The sequence below is a fragment of the Desulfosarcina sp. genome, from assembly GCF_046496365.1.
GTDB lineage: Bacteria > Desulfobacterota > Desulfobacteria > Desulfobacterales > Desulfosarcinaceae > Desulfosarcina.
Genome location: NZ_JAWOHB010000118.1, coordinates 16,006 through 38,319, shown reverse-complemented (window position 1 = coordinate 38,319; position 22,314 = coordinate 16,006). Strand labels below are relative to the sequence as shown.

General features: G+C 56.0%; 15 protein-coding genes. 9 read left to right on the top strand and 6 right to left on the bottom strand.

Annotated features, from left to right (window positions below):
* The 3 genes from thrS to fdhF form a co-directional block, all read left to right on the top strand.
* On the top strand, positions 1–1,281 hold a 1,281-nt coding region (gene thrS, locus R6V78_RS10860; protein ID WP_410289384.1), incomplete at its 5' end, for a threonine--tRNA ligase.
* A gap of 93 nt (positions 1,282–1,374) precedes the next feature.
* Positions 1,375–1,776 (top strand): VanZ family protein, encoded by a 402-nt coding sequence (locus R6V78_RS10855; protein ID WP_410289383.1) that lies wholly within the window; start codon positions 1,375–1,377, stop codon positions 1,774–1,776.
* A gap of 205 nt (positions 1,777–1,981) precedes the next feature.
* Positions 1,982–4,750 (top strand): formate dehydrogenase subunit alpha, encoded by a 2,769-nt coding sequence (gene fdhF / locus R6V78_RS10850; RefSeq protein WP_410289382.1) that lies wholly within the window; start codon positions 1,982–1,984, stop codon positions 4,748–4,750.
* Between the two features lie 105 nt (positions 4,751–4,855).
* Here the strand turns inward: fdhF and R6V78_RS10845 are convergent, their stop codons facing one another.
* The 5 genes from R6V78_RS10845 to R6V78_RS10825 form a co-directional block, all read right to left on the bottom strand.
* On the bottom strand, positions 4,856–6,178 hold the full coding sequence (locus R6V78_RS10845; RefSeq protein ID WP_410289381.1) for a (Fe-S)-binding protein: 1,323 nt from the start codon (positions 6,176–6,178) through the stop codon (positions 4,856–4,858).
* Between the two features lie 246 nt (positions 6,179–6,424).
* The gene (locus tag R6V78_RS10840; protein ID WP_410289380.1) at positions 6,425–8,068 is read right to left on the bottom strand and encodes a hydrogenase iron-sulfur subunit; all 1,644 of its coding nucleotides are present in this window, start codon (positions 8,066–8,068) and stop codon (positions 6,425–6,427) included.
* Entirely contained in the window at positions 8,065–9,363 is a 1,299-nt protein-coding gene (locus R6V78_RS10835; protein WP_410289379.1) for an FAD-dependent oxidoreductase, read from the bottom strand. Before R6V78_RS10835 ends, R6V78_RS10840 begins: the two co-directional genes overlap by 4 nt.
* Positions 9,300–10,223: a methylenetetrahydrofolate reductase gene (locus tag R6V78_RS10830; RefSeq protein WP_410289378.1), complete on the bottom strand. Its 924-nt coding sequence runs from the start codon at positions 10,221–10,223 to the stop codon at positions 9,300–9,302. The genes R6V78_RS10835 and R6V78_RS10830 overlap by 64 nt, the downstream gene beginning before the upstream one ends.
* Before the next feature lie 57 nt (positions 10,224–10,280).
* A complete protein-coding gene (locus tag R6V78_RS10825; protein ID WP_410289377.1) occupies positions 10,281–10,964 on the bottom strand; it encodes a methylenetetrahydrofolate reductase C-terminal domain-containing protein in 684 nt (227 codons plus the stop codon).
* Positions 10,965–11,422: 458 nt separating this feature from the next.
* Between R6V78_RS10825 and R6V78_RS10820 the strand changes: the two genes are divergently transcribed.
* Both R6V78_RS10820 and R6V78_RS10815 read left to right on the top strand, forming a co-directional pair.
* Positions 11,423–12,070, top strand: coding sequence for a TetR/AcrR family transcriptional regulator (locus R6V78_RS10820; protein WP_410289376.1), 648 nt, complete (start codon positions 11,423–11,425; stop codon positions 12,068–12,070).
* Between the two features lie 17 nt (positions 12,071–12,087).
* Positions 12,088–13,905, top strand: a complete 1,818-nt coding sequence (locus R6V78_RS10815) for an acyl-CoA dehydrogenase (protein WP_410289375.1) — start codon at positions 12,088–12,090, stop codon at positions 13,903–13,905.
* A gap of 91 nt (positions 13,906–13,996) precedes the next feature.
* Here the strand turns inward: R6V78_RS10815 and R6V78_RS10810 are convergent, their stop codons facing one another.
* Entirely contained in the window at positions 13,997–15,685 is a 1,689-nt protein-coding gene (locus R6V78_RS10810) for a long-chain-fatty-acid--CoA ligase (RefSeq protein ID WP_410289374.1), read from the bottom strand.
* Between the two features lie 356 nt (positions 15,686–16,041).
* Here R6V78_RS10810 and R6V78_RS10805 point away from each other — a divergent pair, with 356 nt between their 5' ends.
* The 4 genes from R6V78_RS10805 to fusA all read left to right on the top strand — a co-directional run bounded on the left by R6V78_RS10805 (position 16,042) and on the right by fusA (position 22,232).
* The gene (locus tag R6V78_RS10805) at positions 16,042–18,108 is read left to right on the top strand and encodes a (Fe-S)-binding protein (protein ID WP_410289373.1); all 2,067 of its coding nucleotides are present in this window, start codon (positions 16,042–16,044) and stop codon (positions 18,106–18,108) included.
* A gap of 90 nt (positions 18,109–18,198) precedes the next feature.
* Positions 18,199–18,987, top strand: coding sequence for an electron transfer flavoprotein subunit beta/FixA family protein (locus tag R6V78_RS10800; protein WP_410289372.1), 789 nt, complete (start codon positions 18,199–18,201; stop codon positions 18,985–18,987).
* Positions 18,987–19,955, top strand: coding sequence for an electron transfer flavoprotein subunit alpha/FixB family protein (locus R6V78_RS10795; RefSeq protein ID WP_410289371.1), 969 nt, complete (start codon positions 18,987–18,989; stop codon positions 19,953–19,955). The genes R6V78_RS10800 and R6V78_RS10795 overlap by 1 nt, the downstream gene beginning before the upstream one ends.
* 243 nt (positions 19,956–20,198) lie before the next feature.
* Positions 20,199–22,232 carry an elongation factor G gene (gene fusA / locus R6V78_RS10790; RefSeq protein WP_410289370.1) on the top strand — a complete coding sequence of 678 codons (2,034 nt, stop codon included), beginning with the start codon at positions 20,199–20,201 and terminating at the stop codon, positions 22,230–22,232.
* Positions 22,233–22,314 lie beyond the last annotated feature (82 nt).

Genomic DNA, 22,314 nt, shown 5'->3' with positions numbered 1-22,314 from the left:
ATTTACGGAACCGCCTTTTTTGATAAAAAACAGCTCAAGGCGTATCTCAATTTCCTTGAGGAGGCCAAAAGACGCAACCACCGCAAGATTGGCGCGGCCATGGATCTGTTCAGCTTCCACGACGATGCGCCGGGCATGCCTTTTTTCCACCCCAAGGGGATGGATGTGTGGAACACCCTTTTGAACTTCTGGCGTGACGCCCATCGGGAAGCCGGATACGTGGAGACCAAGACCCCCATCATCCTCCAGCGCACCCTGTGGGAAAAAAGCGGACACTGGGAGAATTACCGGGAGAACATGTACACCACCGAGGTGGATGAACAGGCTTACGCCATCAAGCCCATGAACTGCCCCGGCGGGATGCTGCTCTACGGGACCCGGCCGCACTCCTACCGGGAGCTGCCCATCCGCGCTGCGGAGATTGGTCTGGTGCATCGTCACGAACTGTCCGGCGTACTTAACGGCCTGTTTCGGGTGCGGGCCTTTCATCAGGATGATGCCCATCTCTTCATGATGCCGGGTCAGATCCAGTCTGAGATTCTTGATCTGCTGCATCTGGAGGCGCACATTTATGCAAAGTTCGGTCTCGATTTCCATCTGGAACTGTCCACCCGGCCGGAGAAATCCATCGGTACCGACGAACAGTGGGAAATGGCCACCAACGGCCTGCGTTCCGCACTGGATGAATACGGCAAGGAATACCGCATCAACGAGGGGGACGGTGCCTTCTACGGTCCCAAGATCGACCTGCACATCAAAGACGCCCTGGGCCGGACCTGGCAGTGCGGTACGATTCAACTGGATATGAGCCTGCCGGAACGCTTCGATCTGACCTATGTGGGCAAGGATAATGACAAGCACCGCCCCATCATGCTGCATCGCACGGTGTTCGGTTCCATCGAGCGGTTTCTGGGGATCCTCATCGAACATTTCGAAGGTCGGTTTCCGCTCTGGTTGGCGCCGGTTCAAGCTGTCCTGCTGCCCATCAACGATGATCTGACTCCCTTTGCCCGGGCGGCTGCAAAAACGATGACCCTTGCAGGGCTGCGGGTTGAAGTGGATGACCGCACGGAAAGCCTCAACCGGAAAATTCGCGAAGCCCAACTGGCCAAGACGCCCCTGATTATCACCTGCGGCGCTAAAGAACAGGCGGCTGGTACTGTATCGGTTCGCACCCTGGACGGAACGGTCCGCTACGGCATTCCCATGGACCTTTTTATGCAGCAGGTGAAGGGCCACGTGGCCGACAGGCGCCTGAACCTGGACCTGTTCGACGATTAACCCGTTGGCGCTGAGACCCTCCCCGGATATCGGGGAGGGTCCAATCCTCAAGGCCTCTTTGGGTATCTCATGAATCCTGAGCGGAGAAAATTATTGTTTGGTTGGCTGTCGGTAATTGCCCTCTGCGCGGCGATTTTCGTGCAATCCTGTTTTCCGCCGCTGAACACAGGCCCCTCCTTTCCCCTGAAAGACAAGGTGTTTCACATGGCTGCCTATGGACTGCTGGCCGTTCTTTTTTACCGGGCCTGCCGGCTGACTTGGCCCGATCGGATCTCTCCGGTCCTTCTGCTGGTGTACAGTGTCGGCTTCAGCACCTTTTATGGACTGAGCGATGAATTCCACCAGTCTTTCGTGGCAGGGCGCCACGCGGATACGATGGATGCTGTTGCGGATTTGGCCGGCGCTCTGCTGGGTGCCCTGGGATATATGATGATGACCTGCCAGGGGGGGCGATCTGTTTTTTGGAAGCGGACCGTTACCGGCGGTGGCCGTTAAAAGAGCCGGTCCCCAACACCCAGCCATCAAAAACCTATGTGCGCTGAGCCCGGGGTTAAAAATTCCCGCCGGTGACATTAACAGGGATCGGTATTCCCGGATTGACAAAAGGGCCGAACTTCTATAGGAAAAATAGGCGTATAAGCGGTGATCACGCCGCATGTTGAGCGACTGCCAACGGACCCTCCCCAAAGGAGCCCTGCTTATGGAATCGACGAACCTGATGGTGATCAACGGCAATGAACTTCCCTTTGAACCGGGGGAGACCATTCTTGACGTGGCCCGACGCGGCCATATCGATATCCCGACCCTTTGCCACCTCAAAGGAGCAACGCCTACCGGTGCCTGCCGGATATGTGTGGTCGAGGTGAAGGGGGCTCGAACGCTGCTGCCTGCCTGTTCCACGCCGGCTGCAGCGAATATGGTGGTGCGCTCCGAGTCACCGGAGGTGGTGGCGGCGCGTAAGGAGCTTCTGCGTTTGATGCTCGCTTCGGGCAACCACAATTGCGCCGTTCGCGGCCGGGACGACAGCGACTGGACCCAGTTTCAGCTGGGCGTCGAAAAAGACGACGGCAGCGACGCGTTATGCCCGGTGTGGGGGGACTGCCGCCTCCAGGATCTGGCCTACCGCTATCAGGTGACCGGAGAAGGCTTCCAGGGAACGCCGGCCCGTTATCCCATGGAAACCGTCAATCCGTTTATCGTCAGGGATTTTTCCCGCTGCATTCTGTGTGGACGATGTGTTCAGGCCTGCAACGAGGTGCAGGTCAACAATGCCATCAGCTTCGGCTACCGTGGCGCGGATACCAAGATCATCGCTGCTGGCGATCGGCCGTTGAAGGATTCCGATTGCGTCTTTTGCGGCGAGTGCGTGCAGGCCTGCCCGGTGGGTGCGCTGGTGGAAAAGGATGTGCGCTACCACGTTCGCCCCTGGGAAACCCAGCAGGTGCGCACCACCTGCAGCTACTGCGGCGTGGGCTGCCAGATGAATCTTCACGTGCGGGACAACCGGGTTGTCAAGGTCAACGGTGTCGAGGATGAAGCCCCGAATTTTGGCAGTCTGTGCGTAAAGGGGCGCTTCGGTTTCGATTTTATCGGCAGCGACGAGCGGCTCACCGACCCGCTGATCAAGGAAAAAGGCACTTTTCGTAAAGCCACCTGGGAGGAGGCCATCGATCTGGTGGCCGCAAAGCTTAAGGAGATTCGTGACACCCACGGCGGTGACAGCCTCGGGGTGCTCACCTCGGCCCGTATTACCAATGAGGAGAATTACATCGCCCACAAGTTTACCCGGGCGGTGCTTAAAACCAACAACATCGATCATTGCGCCCGGCTCTGACACAGCTCCACCGTGGCCGGTCTGGCCGCAGCTTTCGGAAGTGGCGCGATGACCAACACCATGGCCGATATCGAGGAGGCCGACGTCATCCTCATTACCGGTTCCAATACGACGGAGAATCACCCTGTCCTCTCGACATTCGTTAAGCGTGCGGTCACCCGCCGGGGGGCCAAACTTATCGTGCTTGATCCTCGCCGGATCAAGATCACCGAGTTTGCCGAACACTGGCTGCGGCCCAACCTGGGAACCGACGTGGCCTGGATCAACGGTATGATGCACGTCATCATCAAGGAAGAGCTCCATGACAAAGCCTTTATCGAGGCGCGCACGGAAAAATTCGATGAGCTCAAGGCGATGGTTGCGCGCTACACCCCGGAGCATGTGGAAACCATCACCGGCATTCCGGCCCGGCAGCTCGTCGATGCAGCCCGGTTGTATGCCAAGGCCCCGGCGGGTAGTATTCTTTACTGCATGGGGATTACCCAGCACACCACGGGTACCGACAACGTCAAATCACTGGCCAACCTGGCCATGCTTTGCGGCAACCTGGGGATTCGGGGTGGCGGGGTCAATCCCCTGCGCGGTCAGAACAACGTCCAGGGCGCCTGCGACATGGGCGGTTTGCCCAACGTGCTTACCGGCTACCAGGCGGTGGACAATCTGGATGCGATTAAGAAGATGGAGCGGGTCTGGAACGTCACCGGTCTGCCCACCAAGCCCGGGCTCAAGGTCACGGAAATGGTGCCCAAGGCCCACAGCGGGGAGCTCAAGGCACTGTACATTATCGGCGAGAATCCGCTGGTTTCCGACCCGGACATTAATCATGCCGCCAAGAGCTTCAGCAATCTCGAATTTTTAGTGGTACAGGATATCTTTCTTACCGAAACCGCTCAACTGGCCGACGTGGTGCTGCCCTCCAAGTGCTTTGCCGAGAAAGACGGTACATTTTCCAATACGGAGCGGCGGGTGCAGCGGGTCAGAAAGGCGGTCGATCCACCCGGATTGGCCAAAGATGACTGGAAGATTACCTGCGATATCGCCACGCGCATGGGATATGCCATGTCTTACAAGGACAGCGAGGCCATTTTCAACGAACTTGCCGGTGTTACCCCCTCCTATGCGGGGATCAGCTACTCCCGCATCGAACACGAAGGGATCCACTGGCCCTGTCCCACCCCGGAACATCCCGGCACCCCCATTTTGCACGGCGCCCAGTTTACCCGTGGAAAAGGGAGGTTCCATGCCATCGAATGGATCGCTCCGGCGGAAGTGGTTGATGACGAATATCCCCTCTACCTGACCACCGGTCGTGTGCTCTACCAATACCATACCGGCACCATGACCATGAAAACAGAGGGCTTGAACGATCGGGCGCCGGAGTCCTTTGTAGAGATCACGCGGGAAGACGCCCAGGGCATGGGCATTGCCGATGGTGATCGGGTTATCATCGCTTCCCGGCGGGGAGAGATTGAAACCCGCGTCCGGATTTCGCGCAAGGCCGTGGATGGAACCGTCTTCATCCCCTTCCACTTTGCCCAGGCGGCGGCCAACAAGCTGACCAACGCCGCATTGGATCCAGTTTCCGGTATTCCGGAGTACAAGGTGTGTGCGGTTAAGTTGTCAAGGGGGGCGTAACCGGGTTGGAATAAGCCTTATTCACGCGTCTGCTGTTTTTGTCCACACAATAAAAAAGGCCGGCGCCCATGCATGGGCGCCGGCCTTTTTGGATCTGAAAACAGGCTACATATTCGACGACTCGGGATGAAACACATCCACATCCTTGAGGTCGTCGCCCAGGTATTCGCGTTCATTGGGACCGAGAATGCCTAACGAGAGGCAGATCAGGGTCCACAGGTGGACAGTCTGCCAGGGGTGGTCCAGCTGATCGCTCAGATCGTGAATCTGGGCGTGGCAGTTGTGGCAGGGGGTGATGGCGTAGTCCGCCTTGGTGGCCAGGATCTGGTCGGCCTTGAGCTTGCCGTAGGACCGCCGTTCATCCGGGAGTCCGGACTGCAGGAAGCCGCCGCCGCCGCCGCAGCAGAAGTTATTGGATCGGTTGGGGTGCATGTCGATGAAATTCTCTTCACCGACCACGGCCTTGACCACGAAGCGCAGGTCCTCGGCTACCGGGTCTCCAAAGGATTTGCGTACCAGCTGGCAGGGGTCCTGGACGGTGAACGTGACCTTGCGGTCCTTGTTCCAGTCGGAGCTGACTTTCAGCTTGCCCTCGCGGATCCACTGGGCATAGTATTGGATGATGCTTTTGATTTCGAAGTTGTAGTCGAGTTTGAATTTTTCCAGTCCGAACCGGACTGCGAAGAGTTCGTGCCCTCACTCCGTATTGAGCCAGACCTTGCAGCCCAGATCCTCCACGGCTTTTTTCTTTACCTCGACGATATGTTTCCAGGCGTCGTTGTCCCCCAGGAACATGCAGTAGTTTTCAGCGGCCCAGCCCTTGGTGCCGTAGGTCCAGTCTGCACCGGCCAAGTGCAGGATCTTCCACATGGGCACCATCTCATCCGGTTCGGTCACCGGCTCCCTGGAGTTCTGGTTGAAGAAGAACTCGGCGCCTATTTTGTTGACGGGAGCCTGCATCTCCGCAAATTCGGGTTGGGCTTCCCGGTACTCCTCCAGGACGTCTTCCACGACGAACTGGAAGTCCTCCTCCGTGGCACCCATGGCACTGCAGGTATCATTGCGCAGGGCCACATCACAGGATCCCAGGATGCCTTTGGGACGCTGGTCACGGGGCCATTGGGCCCGTGCGTTGAATACCAGCTGGGGGATGTTGATCTTCATGGGGCAGACATACATGCAGCGGGTGCACATGGTGCACATCCAGACCCATTTGGTGCTCAGGACCTCTTCGTCCATGCCCAGGGCCGCCATTCTCAAAAACTTTCGGGGATCCATTCCCTCCAGACCCGTTGCCGGGCACCCTGAAGAACAGGCGCCGCAGGTCAGGCAAAGGTTCAGGTTTCCCCCTTCGGGGAGGATCTCCTTCACCTTGTCGATGAAAACGGATCTTTTCTTTCCGCCGAGCTTGATCGCTTCATCAGCCATTCTGTTAATTCCTCCGTAGTTGGTTTACCACTGACGATTCCAATGCGACAAAAATTTAAGACCCCATTTATTATCGAGTCATCCATAAAATACAAGGAAAAAATTGAAATCGCCGGCCCTTCCGTCGTCGTGCACAGATGACCGGCAGGCATCCATGCTTCCAAGACGGGTATGGTCACGGGTTGAAAGGGCAACCGGCACCCCATTGCCCGATTCCGCAGCGACGCGCCGGTTTTGCGCCTAGACCTATTTTTTGATCAGCGACGCTTCCATCTCCATGAGAATACTGGAAAAATCGGCGCCCATATTCGAGGCCGTGGTGGCAAAGCAGATGCGGTCTTTTTCGAGTCCGATGGCCGCCAGCATGCCTTGGGCATTGGCAATTCGCCAACCGGCGTAGAGGCTGCCCTTCTCCGATTTGCAGTTGCCGTGGTGGCAGGCCATGACCACCACACCATCGGCCCCTTCGGCCAGGGCGTGCATGACATAGTCGATGTCCACCTTGCCGGCGCAGGGCACGGCCACGGTTTTTAGCCCCTTGGGCAGGGGCATGCCGAAGGACGCGGCCATGCGGGCGGCTTCCAGCCCGCTGTTCTGGCAGCAGAAGGCAACAATTGTGGGTGCATCCGGAGTTTTGGTTGTTGCCGATCGGGTGACCTGGTCAATCATGTCGGCATCGGTGAAGTCGCCGATCTGAATGGCGTCCATGGGGCATTCAGAGGCACAGATGCCGCAGGCCTGGCAGGCTACTTTAGAGATGACCGGTTTGTTGTCCACGGTCCAGTAGATCGCCCCATGGGGGCAGCAGCGGAAGCAGGTCAGGCAGAACGTGCATTTGCCGGTGTCCAGCACCGCCTTGTCGGCCGGCACGCTGATGGTGCCATCGCCCAGCAGGTTGCGGACCCGGATGGCGGCATTTTGTGCATCCATCAGGGCCCCGTAGCGCTTTTTCACCCGGCGGCTGCCGCCGACCACGAAAATACCTTCGCGGTTGGTGCAAACCGGATAGCGGTGAACGTTGTCCGTCTGCAGGAAACCCATGGATCCCACATCGATTTTAAGCATCGCGGCCAGTTCCAGGTTGACCGGGTCGGAACCGATGGCCTCTTCGACCACGATGATGTCCGGGGTCAGTTCGACTTTGCGCTGAAGGACCGGATCGTTGTAGGCGATGGAAAGGGCGCCGGCGTTCTGGACCACGGCAGGCATCTCGGTGAGTTTGACGGTCATGGCGCCTTTGTCGCGGCATTCCAGGAAGAGGCGCTCCAATCCGTCTTCGGCCACCTTCAGATCACCGGCAAACACATAGGCGCTGGTGTCGGCCGTGTTTTCCATGGCCAGCACACTTTTCAGGACCCGCTCCAATACAAGCGGATTACCGTCCTGGGCCAGGCCCAGCAAGAAGGCCACCGATTTACCGGCAAACGCACCCGGATGATCGCAAAGGGCCGCTTCCATCTGGCTTTGGGTGATCACCGTGTCGGAAAGACTCAGACCATAGGCTTCGTGCAAGGGGCATGCGACCAGCTCCGATGCCACCACAATGGCGCCGACGGATTTTTCAACGATGTCATCATTGCCTGACAGCCATACCCGGAAATCACCGGGCATGCCGGCAGCACCGTCCATGCGGGTGTTGGTCATCACCTCGATCAGCTTTGATCCGTTAACGGTTTCCAACAGTGATTTGAGAGCTGCCTGTTCTTCACCGTCCAGATCGGCGACAGGTGCGCCTGCCGCCACACCCAGTCCGGCACCCGCGTCGATCAATATCACCCGGTATCCGCTGGCGGCAATCTCGGTGGCGGTCTTTATGCCGGTCATCCCGGCCCCCACCACCAGAACGTCGGTGGCCAGGTTGATGGTTTCCATTGGTGTCTGTAGTGTCATGAGGCCCTCCCCAGATATTTGATCACTTCGCCGGCAGACTGACCTGCGTGGACGATGGATTCGGCAATGGTTTTCGGTCCCGATGCAGTGCCGGCCACGAAAATGCCATTTTGGCCGGTGGCTGCACGGTTCAATGGATCAGTACAGGCAAAGAAACCGTCGCCGTTGAGCGGAATCCCGACCAGTTCAGACAACGCCGCGTTGCCGGCTGCCGGCATGATGCCTATCGAGAGCACCACCAGGTCGAACTCATCTTCTACCGCTTCACTGCTGCCCTCGGCAGCCATGAACCGGGTCCGGATGCGATCGTTCTGTGTTCTGTACATATCTACGGGGATGGTGCGCACAAATTTCATCTGATCTTTGCATTGCTGGTAAAAAACGGGGAAGTCGTTGCCCGTGTTCTGGATGTCCATGTAAAAGACGGTGACCTCCAGTTCCGGGTCCCTGTGCTTCATGGCCTGGGCTGTTCTCAGGGCGTAGGGGCAGCAGACCTGACTGCACCACAGGTTGCCCAGGCGCTCGTCGCGGCTGCCCACACACTGGATAAAGGCGATTTTCTTAGGTTGTTTGCCGTCCGACGGCCGCAGGAACATACCGTTGGCCCGCTTGCCGGATTCCAGGTCCATGCCGCTGACCACGTTTTCCAGATCGCCGTAGCGGTAGGTGGACTTGATCCGCGGGTCGAAGGGTGCAAATCCGGTGGCCACGACAACGGCGTCCACCTCAAGGGAGTCGGAACCGCCGGTCGTTTCCGGGTTCAGACTGCCGTCGGCCAGGTAATATCGGCTGTTGTTCAACGAATAGCCCCTTATGGCCGCACAACTTTCTGGATTGGCTGTATATCCGGACTCGCATGCCTTCAGATCCCTGGTGACTGCTGTTTTTTTCAGGCTGATTTTAAAATTTCCATTTTTACTGATGCCGGCCACCTCAGTGGCCAGATGGACGGTGATGGACGGTTCGTTGACCACGTTCTTGAGCATGCTCTCCACGGCGCAGGCACCGCATTGTCGGCATTCGTCCGTGGCTTTGCAGGCATATTGGATAGCGTGTCCGCCAAGGAAGTCGGCTTTTTCCACCAGCACGACCTGCGCACCGAGGCCGGCAAGCTCCCAGGCTGCCGTCAGGCCGGCGATCCCGCCCCCAATGACCATGACTTTTTTCGATTGAGTACTCACTTGAAAACTCCTTTGGTGATCGTTGGTTGACAATGGATGTACTGCGCTGATCAGACGATGGGTCTGGGCAGGACTTTGGCCCGTTCGGCGATTTCCGGCACCTTGTGTTCCCATTCGATGGGCATGAGATGAATACCGGCAACACCCTTCATTTCCTTGAACGCTTCGATCTGTTCACAGGCGATGTTGATGCCCTCGTCGGCCACCTTTTTTTTGTCGACACCCTGGAGCCGTTTGATGATTGCGTTGGGGACATCCATGCCGGGTACCTTGAGCTGCATGTAGCGCGCCATACCGACGCTTTTCATGGGTGTGACCCCGGCCAGAATGAAGACTTTCTCAGTGAGTCCCATGTCTACGGCTTCTTTGACCCACTGGCGCATTCTCTCCATGTTGTAGATGCACTGGGTCTGGATGAAATCCACGCCGGCCTTAACCTTCTTGGCCAGGCGGTGCACCCGCCATTCATGGGGTTCGGCAAATGGGTTGGCTGCGCCGCCGATGAACAATTTGGGCGGTTCGTCGATGTCGGCGCCACCCAGAAACTTTGCCTCGTCACGCATCTTCTTCACCATCCCGATCAGTTGGGTGGAGTCGATGTCAAATACACCCTTGGCCTGGGGGTGGTCTCCGAACTGCTGGTGGTCACCGGACAGGCAGAGCATGTTGCGAATGCCCAGAGCCGAGGCGCCCAAGATGTCGGCCTGCATGGCCAGGCGGTTGCGGTCCCGACAAACCATTTGGTAATTGGGTTCCAGCCCCTCTTCGATAATAATCAATGAGGCGGCCCAGCTGGACATTCTCACCATGGCGGTCTGGTTGTCGGTGATATTGACAGCATCCACCATGCCGACGAGATGTTTGGCCTTTTCTCGCACAACGGCTACGTTGGTTCCGCGGGGCGGCCCCAATTCCCCGGTAAAGGCAAAATGGCCGGCACGCAGTACTTTTTCAAGATTGCTTCCTGATTTCATATGGGAATCCCTCTATTGGCTTTTTCCGCGTTCGTGGTTGGTTACAGGTTGATTCGCTTATTTGATACCCAATGCGGCAAGTCGCTCCGCGTAGCCTGGCTGAATGATGGTCCTGGGTGTCTGATTCCGCCAGTCATTGGGCGGGCAGATTTCGAGTATGTTCTGCAGCCGGTTCTGTTTGGCAAGGCGTTCATGGATGCGATGCCAGGCACACGGTTGGTCACTGTTGATTTCGCAGCTGCCTTTGTTGGTTCCGCCGCAGGGGCCGTTGAACAGTCCCTTTGCGCACATGGTAACCGGGCAGATGCCTGCGGTCATGCCCAGTACGCAGGTGCCGCAAGCCCGACATTTTTCTTCATACCAGCCCACTTCCCGGTTGACGCCGATAAAACAGGTGTCGACTGCGGGAAAAACGGGTATTTCGGGGAATCGTTCAGCAATAAATTGGATGCCGGCGCCGCAGGCCATGGAGATGATTGCATCATATTCATCCACGATCCCGTCCAACTCTTCCAGAAACTCCATGTCACATTGCCGTTCAACAGTGACGGCACCGGTTTCGATGGGGTTGCCTGCCATGCGCCGGGCGATTTTCAGTTCGGAGTTGAGTACGCCGACCTCCTTTTCACCGCCGGCCAGGCACACCGCCACACAGGTGCCGCAACCCACCGTCAGGACTTTTTTAAAATCCTTGACCATGGTGCTGACCTCTCCAAAAGGCTTTCTTTCCGCAACAATCATTTGATATTCCTCCTGTTTACCATGGCATGGGGTCCTTGCCATGAAGGGTGATACATCGCACGCTGGATTTAAGGGGTGTGCGTGAAATGTACGATGTGAGCCAAAGATCGAAACTAACCGAGCGCATCAATCCTGTCAATATTTATAAGGACGGATATGATGTCTGTGGCCCAGTTTCCATTATTGTCTATCACCGGTATCGTGAATATGAAATGAATGCCTACTCATTCATTCATAAGATCGATCCTGCTGAACCTTGTCGATTGAATATGGCTCCGGTCGAAAAAATTAAATATGCTAATTTTTAAAGTTAGATAGATTTTTAAAGGGTCAATGACCGGTTTGGGGTTTTTTTGATTTTAGCGCTTGACAGGCGGTTTTTGACTTTGATAAATGAATGAACATTCATTCATAAAGTTTTCCCCGGGAGGTCCGCCATCAGTACGAAAAGGAAAAATATGGATAAATACCAGCGCATTCTCGATGCGGCCATTACGGTATTTGCCGAACAGGGTTTTTTTCAGTCTACAATCGCCCAGATTGCCAAAGAGGCCGGGGTCGCTGACGGAACCATCTATCTTTACTTCAAGAACAAGGATGATATCCTGGTTCAGTTTTACGAGTACAAGACACGCCAGATCTTCGAGCGTTTTCGGGGTGCCGTCCGCCAACCGGCAACCGCGCAGGAAAAATTGAGGTGTCTTATTCGGGTGCATCTCCAGGAGTTTCAGAAAGACCGCAACATGGCCATCGTTTATCAGGCCGAAACCCACCAGAACCGTCGATTGGGCCACGACCAGATCAAAGAGATGTCTAAAATGTATCGGGACATCATTTCGGAGGTTGTGGAATTGGGACAGGAAGAGGGAACCATTCGCAAGGACCTGTACTTGGGCCTTGTCAAGCGATTCATCAACGGTGCCGTCGATGAAGTAATCAATTCCTGGATTCATTCAGGGGCACAATACGACCTGGTGACCATGGTAGACCCGTTGGTGGACCTTTTCATCAACGGCATCGGCGGCACCAAGGAAATGTTTAACGGATTGAATACACAACCGGATACCGCCGTTCAGGCTCAAATGAACAGCGGGTCTACCAGTTAAAAAGGAGAGGATAGACCATGGCACAGGTAATTGCTGACCGGAGGGATGTCGATTTCGTGCTGCATGAACAACTGAACGTCGGCGCGCTGAGCGAGCATGAAAAGTACTCGGAATTCAACAAAAAAACCGTAGATCTGATCATCAGTGAAGCCCGCAACCTGGCGATAAAGGAGATCCTTCCCACCTTCAAGGAGGGGGATGACCAGGGATGCCGCCTTGAAAACGGCCAGGTGTTTGTTCCGGAAAGCTTCAAGCGCGCCTACGATCTCTACGTTGAAGGCGAGTGGCTGGCCATGACAGAGGACCCTGAATACGGGGGGCAGGGAATGCCCCGAACCGTGGCCCTGGCTGCCGGGGACTATTTCAATGGCGCCAACTACGCCTTTATGATGTATCCGGGGTTGACCCACGGAGCTGCCCTGCTGGTCGAAGCCTTCGGAACGCAACGGCAGAAAAAGCTTTTTTTAAGGAACATGTTCACCGGCAGATGGACCGGCACCATGCTGCTCACTGAACCCGAAGCCGGTTCCGACGTGGGCAATCTGTCTACAACCGCCGTGAAAAATGAAGACGGCACTTACTCCATCACCGGCAGCAAGATTTTTATTTCTGCCGGTGACCATGACATGGTGGAGAACATTGTTCATCCGGTTCTGGCACGAATCGAGGGTGCGCCTGCAGGCACCAAGGGCATTTCACTCTTTCTGGTCCCCAAGCTCCGGGTCAATGACGACGGCAGTCTGGGCGAGTTCAATGATGTGGTCTGCACCGGGATCGAGCACAAGATGGGTATCAATGGCAACGCCACTTGCTCGTTGACCTTGGGCGGCAAGGGCCAGTGCATCGGCGAGCTGCTGGGTGAAGAAAACAAGGGAATGCGGGCCATGTTCCTGATGATGAACGAAGCGCGCCTGCTGGTGGGCATGCAGGGATTTTGTTGTGCCAGCGCTTCATACATGAATGCGGTCAATTATGCCCGGGATCGGGTGCAGGGCAAAAATCTGCTGCAGATGATGGATCCAAACGCAAAGTCCGTGGCCATCATCCAGCACCCGGACGTTCGCCGAATGCTGATCTCCATGAAGGCATACGTCGAGGGGATGCGCAGCCTGCTTTACTACGCCGGGCACCTTTCCGATCAGATGGCGGTTACCGATGACGAGGCGGAAATAGCCCGGCTGCAGGGGATGCTGGATCTGCTTATTCCCATCTGCAAGGGATACGTCACTGACAAGGCCTTTGAGGTCTGCAGCACGGGGGTACAGGTATACGGCGGTTATGGTTTCATTAGAGATTATCCCCAGGAGCAGCTTTTGCGGGATTGCCGCATCACCATGATTTACGAAGGCACCAACGGTATTCAGGCCATGGATCTGCTGGGCAGAAAGCTGGGCATGAACAAGGGTAAACCCATCATGGACCTGATGGTCGAAATCCAGAAGACCATCGCTCAGGCCAAGGCCATCGATACGCTTAAGGACTACGCGGTCAGATTGGAAAAGGCCCTGAACCGCCTGGGCGAAGTTGCCATGCATCTGGGCGCGACAGCCATGTCACCCAAGGTGATGAGCGCTTTTGCCTTTGCCCATCCTTTTATGGAGGCATCCGGTGACGTGGTGACGGCCTGGATGCTGCTGTGGCGAGGGGTTGTCGCTGCCGGTCAACTGGAGAAGGGCGCCAGGAAAAAAGACCAGGCCTTCTACGAAGGGCAGATGAAAAGCGTGCAGTATTTCACCCAGGCAGTGCTTCCCATTACCATGGGCAAGATGGACGCCATCATGGTCACTTGCGATGCGCCGGTGGAGATGGCCGAAGATGGATTTGGTGGCAAGTAATTCAAACCATTAAGATTAAATATTGAAACCGGGGGTTGCCTGATGGGGCATCCCCCGGTTTTAGTCTGCCGCGCCGCAACCAGCCCAACTTCTATTTTTCTTTTTTGAGCGCCATGGCCCTGAGGTCTTTTTTGAGAACCTTGCCCACATTGGTTTTGGGCAGATCTTTACGGAATTCGATTTCCGTGGGCCATTTGTATTTGGCCAGTTTGTCTTCACAGTATTTCAGCAACTCTTCGGCGGTGGCGGTCTGGCCTTCCTTCAGCACGACGAAAACCTTGACCGCCTCGCCGCGTTTGGGGTGAGGAATGCCGATGACTGTTGCCTCCATCACCTTGGGGTGTTCAAAGAACACCTCTTCAATATCCCGGGGGTAGACGTTGAAGCCGCCGGAAATGATCATGTCTTTCTTGCGGTCAACGATGTAAAAATAGCCCTGTGCGTCCATCTTGGCGATATCACCGGTGTGAAGCCACCCGTCGGTGATCGTTTCAGCCGTGGCGTCGGGGCGGTTCCAGTATCCTTTCATGACCTGGGGGCCCTTGACCAGTAGCTCGCCGATCTCGCCCACGGGAACGTCGGTGGTCCCGTCGCCGAGATCCACGATGCGGCTTTCCGTGTCTGGAATGGGAATACCAACGCTGCCAACCTTGCGTTTGCCTTTAAAGGGGTTGATATGCGTGACCGGGCAGGATTCGGTCATGCCGAAGCCTTCAACGATGACCGCACCGGTTTTCTTTTCAAACTCACTGATCACGTCGAGGGGCAGCGGGGCGCTGCCTGAAAAACATCCCTTGATCGAAGTGAGGTCGGTTTTGGAGATATCGGGATGTTCGAGCATGCCGATGTACATCGTCGGGACCAGCGGCGCAAAAGTAGGCTTGAATTTGCTGATGGCTTCCAAAAGCTGAGGTGGTTGGGGTTTGGGTACGAGGATGTTTCCCCAGCCTTTAAAAATTGCAAGGTTCATGGCGGTGGAGAGACCGAAGACATGGAAGAATGGCAGGGCGCCGAGCATGATTTCTTCGCTTCCGAAGGATGGAAACCAGGCGGATACATGCTGGGTCTGTTTACTCAGGTTGCCGTGAGTGAGCATAACCCCCTTGGAGACGCCGGTGGTGCCTCCGGTATATTGGTACATGGCCACATCCTCAAAATCCAGTACCACACGAGGCGGGTTGGTCGCGGCCGTCGCCATGAGGGCTTTCCACTTGTAAAGGTGGTCCGCCGGTTTGACATCGGCGGCCAATCCCTTTTTCTTGCCCACCAGTGGGAACAACAGGTTTTTGGGAAAGGGAAGGTAGTCGCCGATGCTGGTGTAGACAATCTGTTTGATGCTGGTTTTCGGGCGAAGATCGATCATGCGGTTGCCGAGCAGGTCCAGAGTGACCAGCACCTTTGACCCGGAATCGTTGAACTGGTGCTCCAGTTCTCGGTCTGAATACAAGGGGTTGTTCATGACAGTGATGGCGCCGATGCGCAAAATGGCATAGTAGGCAACCACGCAGGGGATCACATTGGGCAGAAGGATGGCAACACGATCGCCTTTCTTCACGCCGAAATCGGTCAGGCACACGGCAAATCGATCCACCATGTCGTTCAGCTTGGCAAAGTTGACGGGGTATCCTTGAAAAGTAAGGGCCATTTTGTTCGGAAACGCCTCGGCAGAACGTTTCAGACAGTCCGGCAGGCAGATCGTTTCATATTCGACTTTTTCGGGAACGCCTGCTTCGTAGTTCGCAAGCCACGGTTTTGCCAGATAGGGATTGTCTGTGGTCACAGGAACCTCCTTTTTCCTTGTTTTTCATTGGCGATCGTAATAAGTGAGGCCTTCATGCCTTTTGGGTGGGGATGCAACCGCTGAATCAATTTTCATTTCTATTTAAATCATTCGATTTTGTCAAGAAAACCTTATGGTTAATCGTTCATTTTACTATGTGCAAGCCGGTTTTGCAACTCCCGGCAAGGGGATTGCGGGCAGACCAGCCCCGTTGGTTTCAACTGGGGTTTTTGGGGTGCCTGGACCCAAAATTTTTTTCTTGACAGGACATGAATCAATGGGTAAAAAAACTGAATGAATCCTCATTCATTTTCATATATCTTAATACGAAACTGAAGGGAGAACAAGGGTAAAGTATGGAAAATGCGTTGATCGCCCCGGCTGAGTATTTCTTTCTTTTTATCCCCACGGTGGTTTTTTCGATTTTGATTCCCCTCGTGGGCACAGCGGTATTTACCTATATCATGGCCATCCGTATGGCACCGCTGCTCAAAGCGGCACCTGACAGCCGATTTGACCGTATTCCCCAGCGTATTTATAATGTGCTGAAAATATGGTTGGCCCAGTACCGCCAGCCCCGCTACATGCTGGCCGGCGTTGTCCACATCATGATCTTCGCCGGGTTTTTGATCCTCAGCATCCGTTCCTGTTCCTTGGTGATCATCGGTATTGCCGACGATTTCGTTATGCCCGGTTTCGGAGGACTGGCCGGAGACATCTACAGCATTCTGAAAGATTACGCCGCTACCGCGGTGCTGATCGCCTGTGGCATCGCCGCATACCGACGGGCAGTCGTCAAACCGGCACGTTACGCCGTTCCGGCCAAGTACGGCAAGGACCACACGGCCGAAGCCCTTTTCGTGCTGGGCCTGATTTCGACGTTGATGATTTCCGAAAGCCTGTTTGAAGCCAGTTCGGTGGCCGCTAATGTTCAGCTGGGCCTGCATGCCGAATTCCTGGCGCCGGCCAGCCTGGCCTGGTTTTTCAAAAAAGCCCTGCTGTCAGCTTCGGTCGAGACACTGCAGGCCCTTCATATCGCCGCCTATTACCTCCACGATCTGACTTTTTTCTTCTTTTTGTGTTTTCTGCCCCTGGGCAAACACTTCCACGTGATCACCTCATTGTTCAACGTGTTTTTCATGCGTATTGACCGGGGCAACATCAAACCGGTGCGCTACGGCATCAAGTCCGAAGATCTGGATGACCTGGAATCATTCGGCGTGAAACGGCTGGAGGATTTTACCTGGAAGCACATCCTGGACTTTTATTCGTGCGCCGACTGCGGCCGCTGTTCGGACAACTGTCCGGCCAATGCAGTCGGCCGGCCGTTGTCGCCGCGCTTCATCTCAATCAAGGGACGCGATCTGGCCTTCAAGAACTACCCCATCTACCCATACGGCAGCCCGTTTAAAAAAAGCGCCAACCTTATCGGCACTACCTATGAAGAGGACGAAATCTGGTCCTGCACAACCTGCGGGGCCTGCGAGCAGGAGTGCCCCCTGGGCATCGAGTATATCGACAAGATCGTTGATCTCCGGCGGGGGATGGTGGATGAGGGCATGGTGCCCCAGAGCCTGCAAAAGCCTTTGAGCGCTCTTGAAAAGCGCGGCAACCCCTGGGGCAAGATGGAAAAAAAACGGGCCGACTGGACCAAGAATCTGCCCGACGATGTGGCCGTCAAGGATGTGGCCAAGGAGCCGGCCGATGCCCTGTACTTTGTCGACAGCATCACATCCTACGACGACCGCATGCAGGCGATCGGACAGGCCACGGCGACCATTCTTGCAAGAGCCGGTTCGGATTTCGGCATCCTTGGCAAGGATGAAAAAGACAGCGGCAACGAGATCCGCCGATTTGGGGAGGAGATGCTGTTTCAGACCATGAAGGCGGCCAACACGGATGCGATTTTGAACAGCGGCGTCAAGCACATCATTACCGCCGACCCGCATGCCTACAATGCCTTGAAGAATGACTACCAGGGACTGCCGCCGGTCGAACATATCAGCCAGTTCATCGCCCGCAACGTCAAATCCGGGGCCATCCGGCTGAAAGGCGCCAACGGCGACGGCAAGATTTATACCTATCACGACCCCTGTTACCTGGGTCGTCACAACGATGTATACGAGGACCCACGGGCGGCCCTGGATGCCATCGGCGGGTTGAAACGGGTGGAGATGGAGCGCTGCCGCGACCGGTCATTTTGTTGCGGGGGCGGCGGTCTGATGCTGTTTTATGAACCCGAGGAAGATCAGAGAATGGGCGTGCTTCGCGTGGAAATGGCCGCCAAGGCGGGCGCCAACGTTATCGTCACGGCCTGCCCCTTTTGTCTGGTCAACATGGAAGACGCCATCAAAGTGGCCGGTCTGGAAGGGAAGATGGAGGCCATCGATCTGTCGGAATTAATTGCCCAACACATGGCGTAGAACGGTTCCGGTAATGGATTCTGGAATTTGTCATTTTCAGCTCGCCTAAAATGGGGCATGTCCAATCAGTAAACCTAATAGGAGGAGTGCATGGAGATTCTAGTCTGTGTAAAAAGAGTTCCCGATACCGCTGAGAACGAGATCGAAGTGAACCGTCAAGGCAGCGATATCGAGCGCGACGATCTGGTCTACTCGGTCAACGAATGGGATAACTATGCGGTGGAAGAGGCCATTCAGATCCGCGACAAGGTCGGAGGAAGCGTTACGGTGGTCACTGTGGGCGATGACGAATCCGAAGAGGTGCTTCGCCGGGAGATGGCCATGGGTGCCGACAACGGTCTGCTGCTTTGTGATGCTGCTTTCGAAGGTGCTGACGGCAAAGGCCTTGCCACCATTCTTAAGGCTGCCGTCGAAAAGGGAAAGTACGACCTGATCCTCACCGGCGCCCAAGCGGATGACGGCGCGGCCCAGGTCGGCGGTATGCTGGCGGCCATGCTGGATTACCCATACGCCTCACTGGTGAATAAGATCGATGTGCAGGACGGTAAACTCAAGGTGGGCCGCGAGATCGAAGGCGGCAACCAGGAAATGAATGCGATTGAGCTGCCCTGCGTCCTGTCCATCCAGACCGGCATCAACGAACCCCGTTACGTGGGTATCCGGGGCATCCGAAAGGTGGCTTCGGTGGAGATCCCCCAGCACGGCGCCGCTGATTTGGGCGTGGACCCCGCTGCCGTTGGAACCGCTGGCGCCAAGGTGAAACGGGTCGATTATTTCGTGCCTGAAATGGGCGAAGGCGCTGAAATGCTCGCAGGCAGCACCGAAGAGATCATTGCCAAGCTGATTGAACTCTTGAAGGCCAAAGGAGGGTTGAAATAATGGCTGATATCTATGCATACATTACGCACAAAGGTGGCGTGGCCGATGATTCGGCCCTGGAACTGGCAACCGCTGCCCGCAAGATCGATGCCGGGGCATCTGTGACCGCTGTCGTGACCGGTTCGGGCGCCGAACCTGACGCCGTGGCCGATGCCGTGGCTGCATCCTACGCCAATGTTCTTAAATTCAAACATGACGCCCTGGCATACCCCAATGCCGAAGTGGTGCGTAAGCTGCTGGTCAGCGTCCTGCCCGCGGATGCCATTGTTCTGGTTCCCAACGATACATTCGGCATGGATCTGGGTCCCGGCCTGTCCATCAATCTGAATTCGACCTTCGTTGCCGACGTGGTGGATATCGAAGGCGTGGATGGCGGTATTTTAAAGGTGATCCGCCAGGAATACAGCGGCATGGTCAGCACCCATGTAAGCGCCGATATTTCCACTGGTGCGGTTGTCAACCTCCGTCCCGGCGCCTTCCCCCCCGATGAAAGCAAATCCGTAGGGGGACGCGTCGAAGACAGATCCGCGGATGTCGGCGACCTGACTGCCAAGCGGACCTTTCTTGAAGTTGTGGAAGCCGAAGTGGGTGATGTTGACATCACCAAGTCCGACGTGCTGGTTTCTGTGGGCCGCGGCATCGAAGATGAAGAGAATATCGAAATTGCCCAGGAACTGGCTGATGCCATGGGCGCGGTGGTTTCCTGTTCCCGACCCATCGTGGATGCCAAGTGGCTTGAAAAATCCCGCCAGGTGGGCACCTCCGGCCAGACGGTCAAACCCAAGGTGTACATGGCCTGCGGTATCAGCGGCAGCTTCCAGCACATGGGCGGCATCAAAGGATCGCCGTTTATCGTAGCCATTAACAAGAATGTCAAGGCTCCCATCTTCCAAGTTGCCGATGTGGGAATTGAAGCGGATATCCTTGAATTTCTGCCTGAACTGACCGAAGCAATCAAGGCGCTGTAATAATAAGATCGTAATTGGAACCGGCGGGTTCCTGGTTGCAAACCGGGTACCCGTCGGTTTTCTTTTGCCGCGGGGCAATTAAGGGCTGCCGCGTTGTCCTTGACATGCCACGGCCCTTGGCATACATCACTCTTTCCAACAAGCCTTGGTGGTCCTTTGGTCGCCATGGCTGGTTGCGCATTCCCCGCGGCTTGCCGCGGGGAGGGTTCGATTTCCTTTAACCGCAGACCTGTTGCTGACACGATGAAGACCACAGACAAAATCAACGCGATTCGGAATATCGGTATCATCGCCCACATCGATGCCGGCAAGACAACTGTCACTGAACGTATTCTCTACTATACCGGGCGTTCACACAAAATCGGTGAAGTCCACGACGGTGAGGCGGTAATGGACTGGATGGTCGATGAGCAGGAGCGGGGGATCACCATTACCTCCGCGGTGACCACCTGCAAGTGGGACGGCCGCGACATTCAGATCATCGACACACCGGGCCATGTGGATTTTACCATCGAGGTCGAGCGCTCTTTGCGGGTTCTGGATGGGGCTGTGGGTGTCTTTTGCGCCGTGGGTGGCGTGGAACCCCAGTCGGAGACGGTCTGGCGCCAGGCAGATCGCTACAAGGTGCCCAAGATCGCATTCATCAATAAGTTGGACCGCATCGGCGCTGATTTTTTCGGCACCGTTCAGATGATGCGCGATCGGCTCAGGGCCAACACCCTGATGATTCAGATTCCGGTGGGCACCGAAGACGGCTTCAGCGGCGTGGTTGATCTGATCCGCATGCAGCAGATCCGGTGGGATGATGATTCGCTGGGCGCCAGCTACAGCAGCGGCGAAATCGATGCAGAATTCCGGGAGGACGCGGAAATGTACCGCGACCAGTTGCTGGAGACCCTTGCCGAGGTGGACGACGGGATCATGGAAGCCTACCTGGCCGAGATTCCTGTCGATGTGGAGGATATACTGACCGCCATCAGAAGAGCAACGGTCGCGTTGAAGCTGGTGCCGGTCCTCTGCGGCAGTGCACTGAAGAACAAAGGCATACAGCCCCTGCTGGACGCAATCGTCCGTTTCCTCCCCAGCCCGGCAGAAGTGCCGGCCATTAGGGGGGTTCATCCGGAGACCGGGGAAACCATCCATTGCCGCCCCGAGGAGAAAGCGCCCCTGGCGGCCCTGATTTTCAAGGTATCCATGATGGAAGGGCGCAAGCTGTCCTACCTCAGGATTTACAGCGGTAAGCTTTCTGCCGGAACGGATGTCTACAATCCAAGCAGAAATAAAAAAGAGAAATTGTCCCGTATTCTCATGATGCATGCCAACAAACGCGAACGCGTGGACATGGTTGGCCCGGGGGCTATCGTGGGTGTTGTCGGGCTCAAGGAATCTTCAACCGGTGAAACCTTGTGCCAGCAGGAACATCCGGTACTGCTTGAGAAAATGGATTTCTACGAGCCGGTGATTTCTGTTGCCGTGGAGCCGAAAACCCACAGCGACCAGGAAAAACTTCATCAGGTGTTGGATAAATTCATGGCCGAGGATCCAACCTTGCGGGTCAGGGAGGATGAAGACACGGGTCAGATTATTCTCTCGGGGATGGGTGAACTGCATCTTGAGGTGATTACCAGCCGCATGCAGCGTGAATTCAATACCCAGGTCAATGTGGGTAAGCCCCAGGTGGTCTATCGCGAAACCATCGAGTCTGCAGCAACGGGATCCGCCCTTTTCGATAAGGAAGTCGCCAATCACCGGCACTACGCTGAAGTTACGCTGAAACTGACACCTTTGGCCCGCGGTGAAGGCAACCGCTTCGAGTCCCGTCTGGATGAAGCGGAGCTGGCGCCATTACTGGTTCGGGCCGTGGAAAAAGGGGTTCTGGAATCTCTGGAGAGCGGCATTCTCATGGGGTATCCGGTCGTCGATGTAAAAGCGGTGCTGACCCGGGCAGCTACACGGGAGACCAACGGGACGGAGCTGGCCTTTACCGTTGCCGCCTCCATGGCGGTGCGGGACGCGCTCTCCCAGGCTAAATCCTTTTTGCTGGATCCGATCATGGCGGTGGAAGTCATCGTTCCCGAGGATTTTATGGGAGATGTGATCGGGGACCTTAACGCGAGGGGCGGTAAAATTGAATCCATCCAACCCAAGCTGGGGATTCAGACGATCAAGGTGACGGTACCCCTTGCAAAAATGTTCGGTTACTCCACCAGCCTGCGGTCGGCCACCCAAGGCCGGGGCACCTTTTCCATGCAGTTTTCCCGATTTGACAGGAACTGACCGGCCTGCGCCCCGCCAGGGCCCTGTTCTATGCGGCGTTTATAGTGCTATCGGGTTTTAATGCGTCCACCTGCCAGTCGGT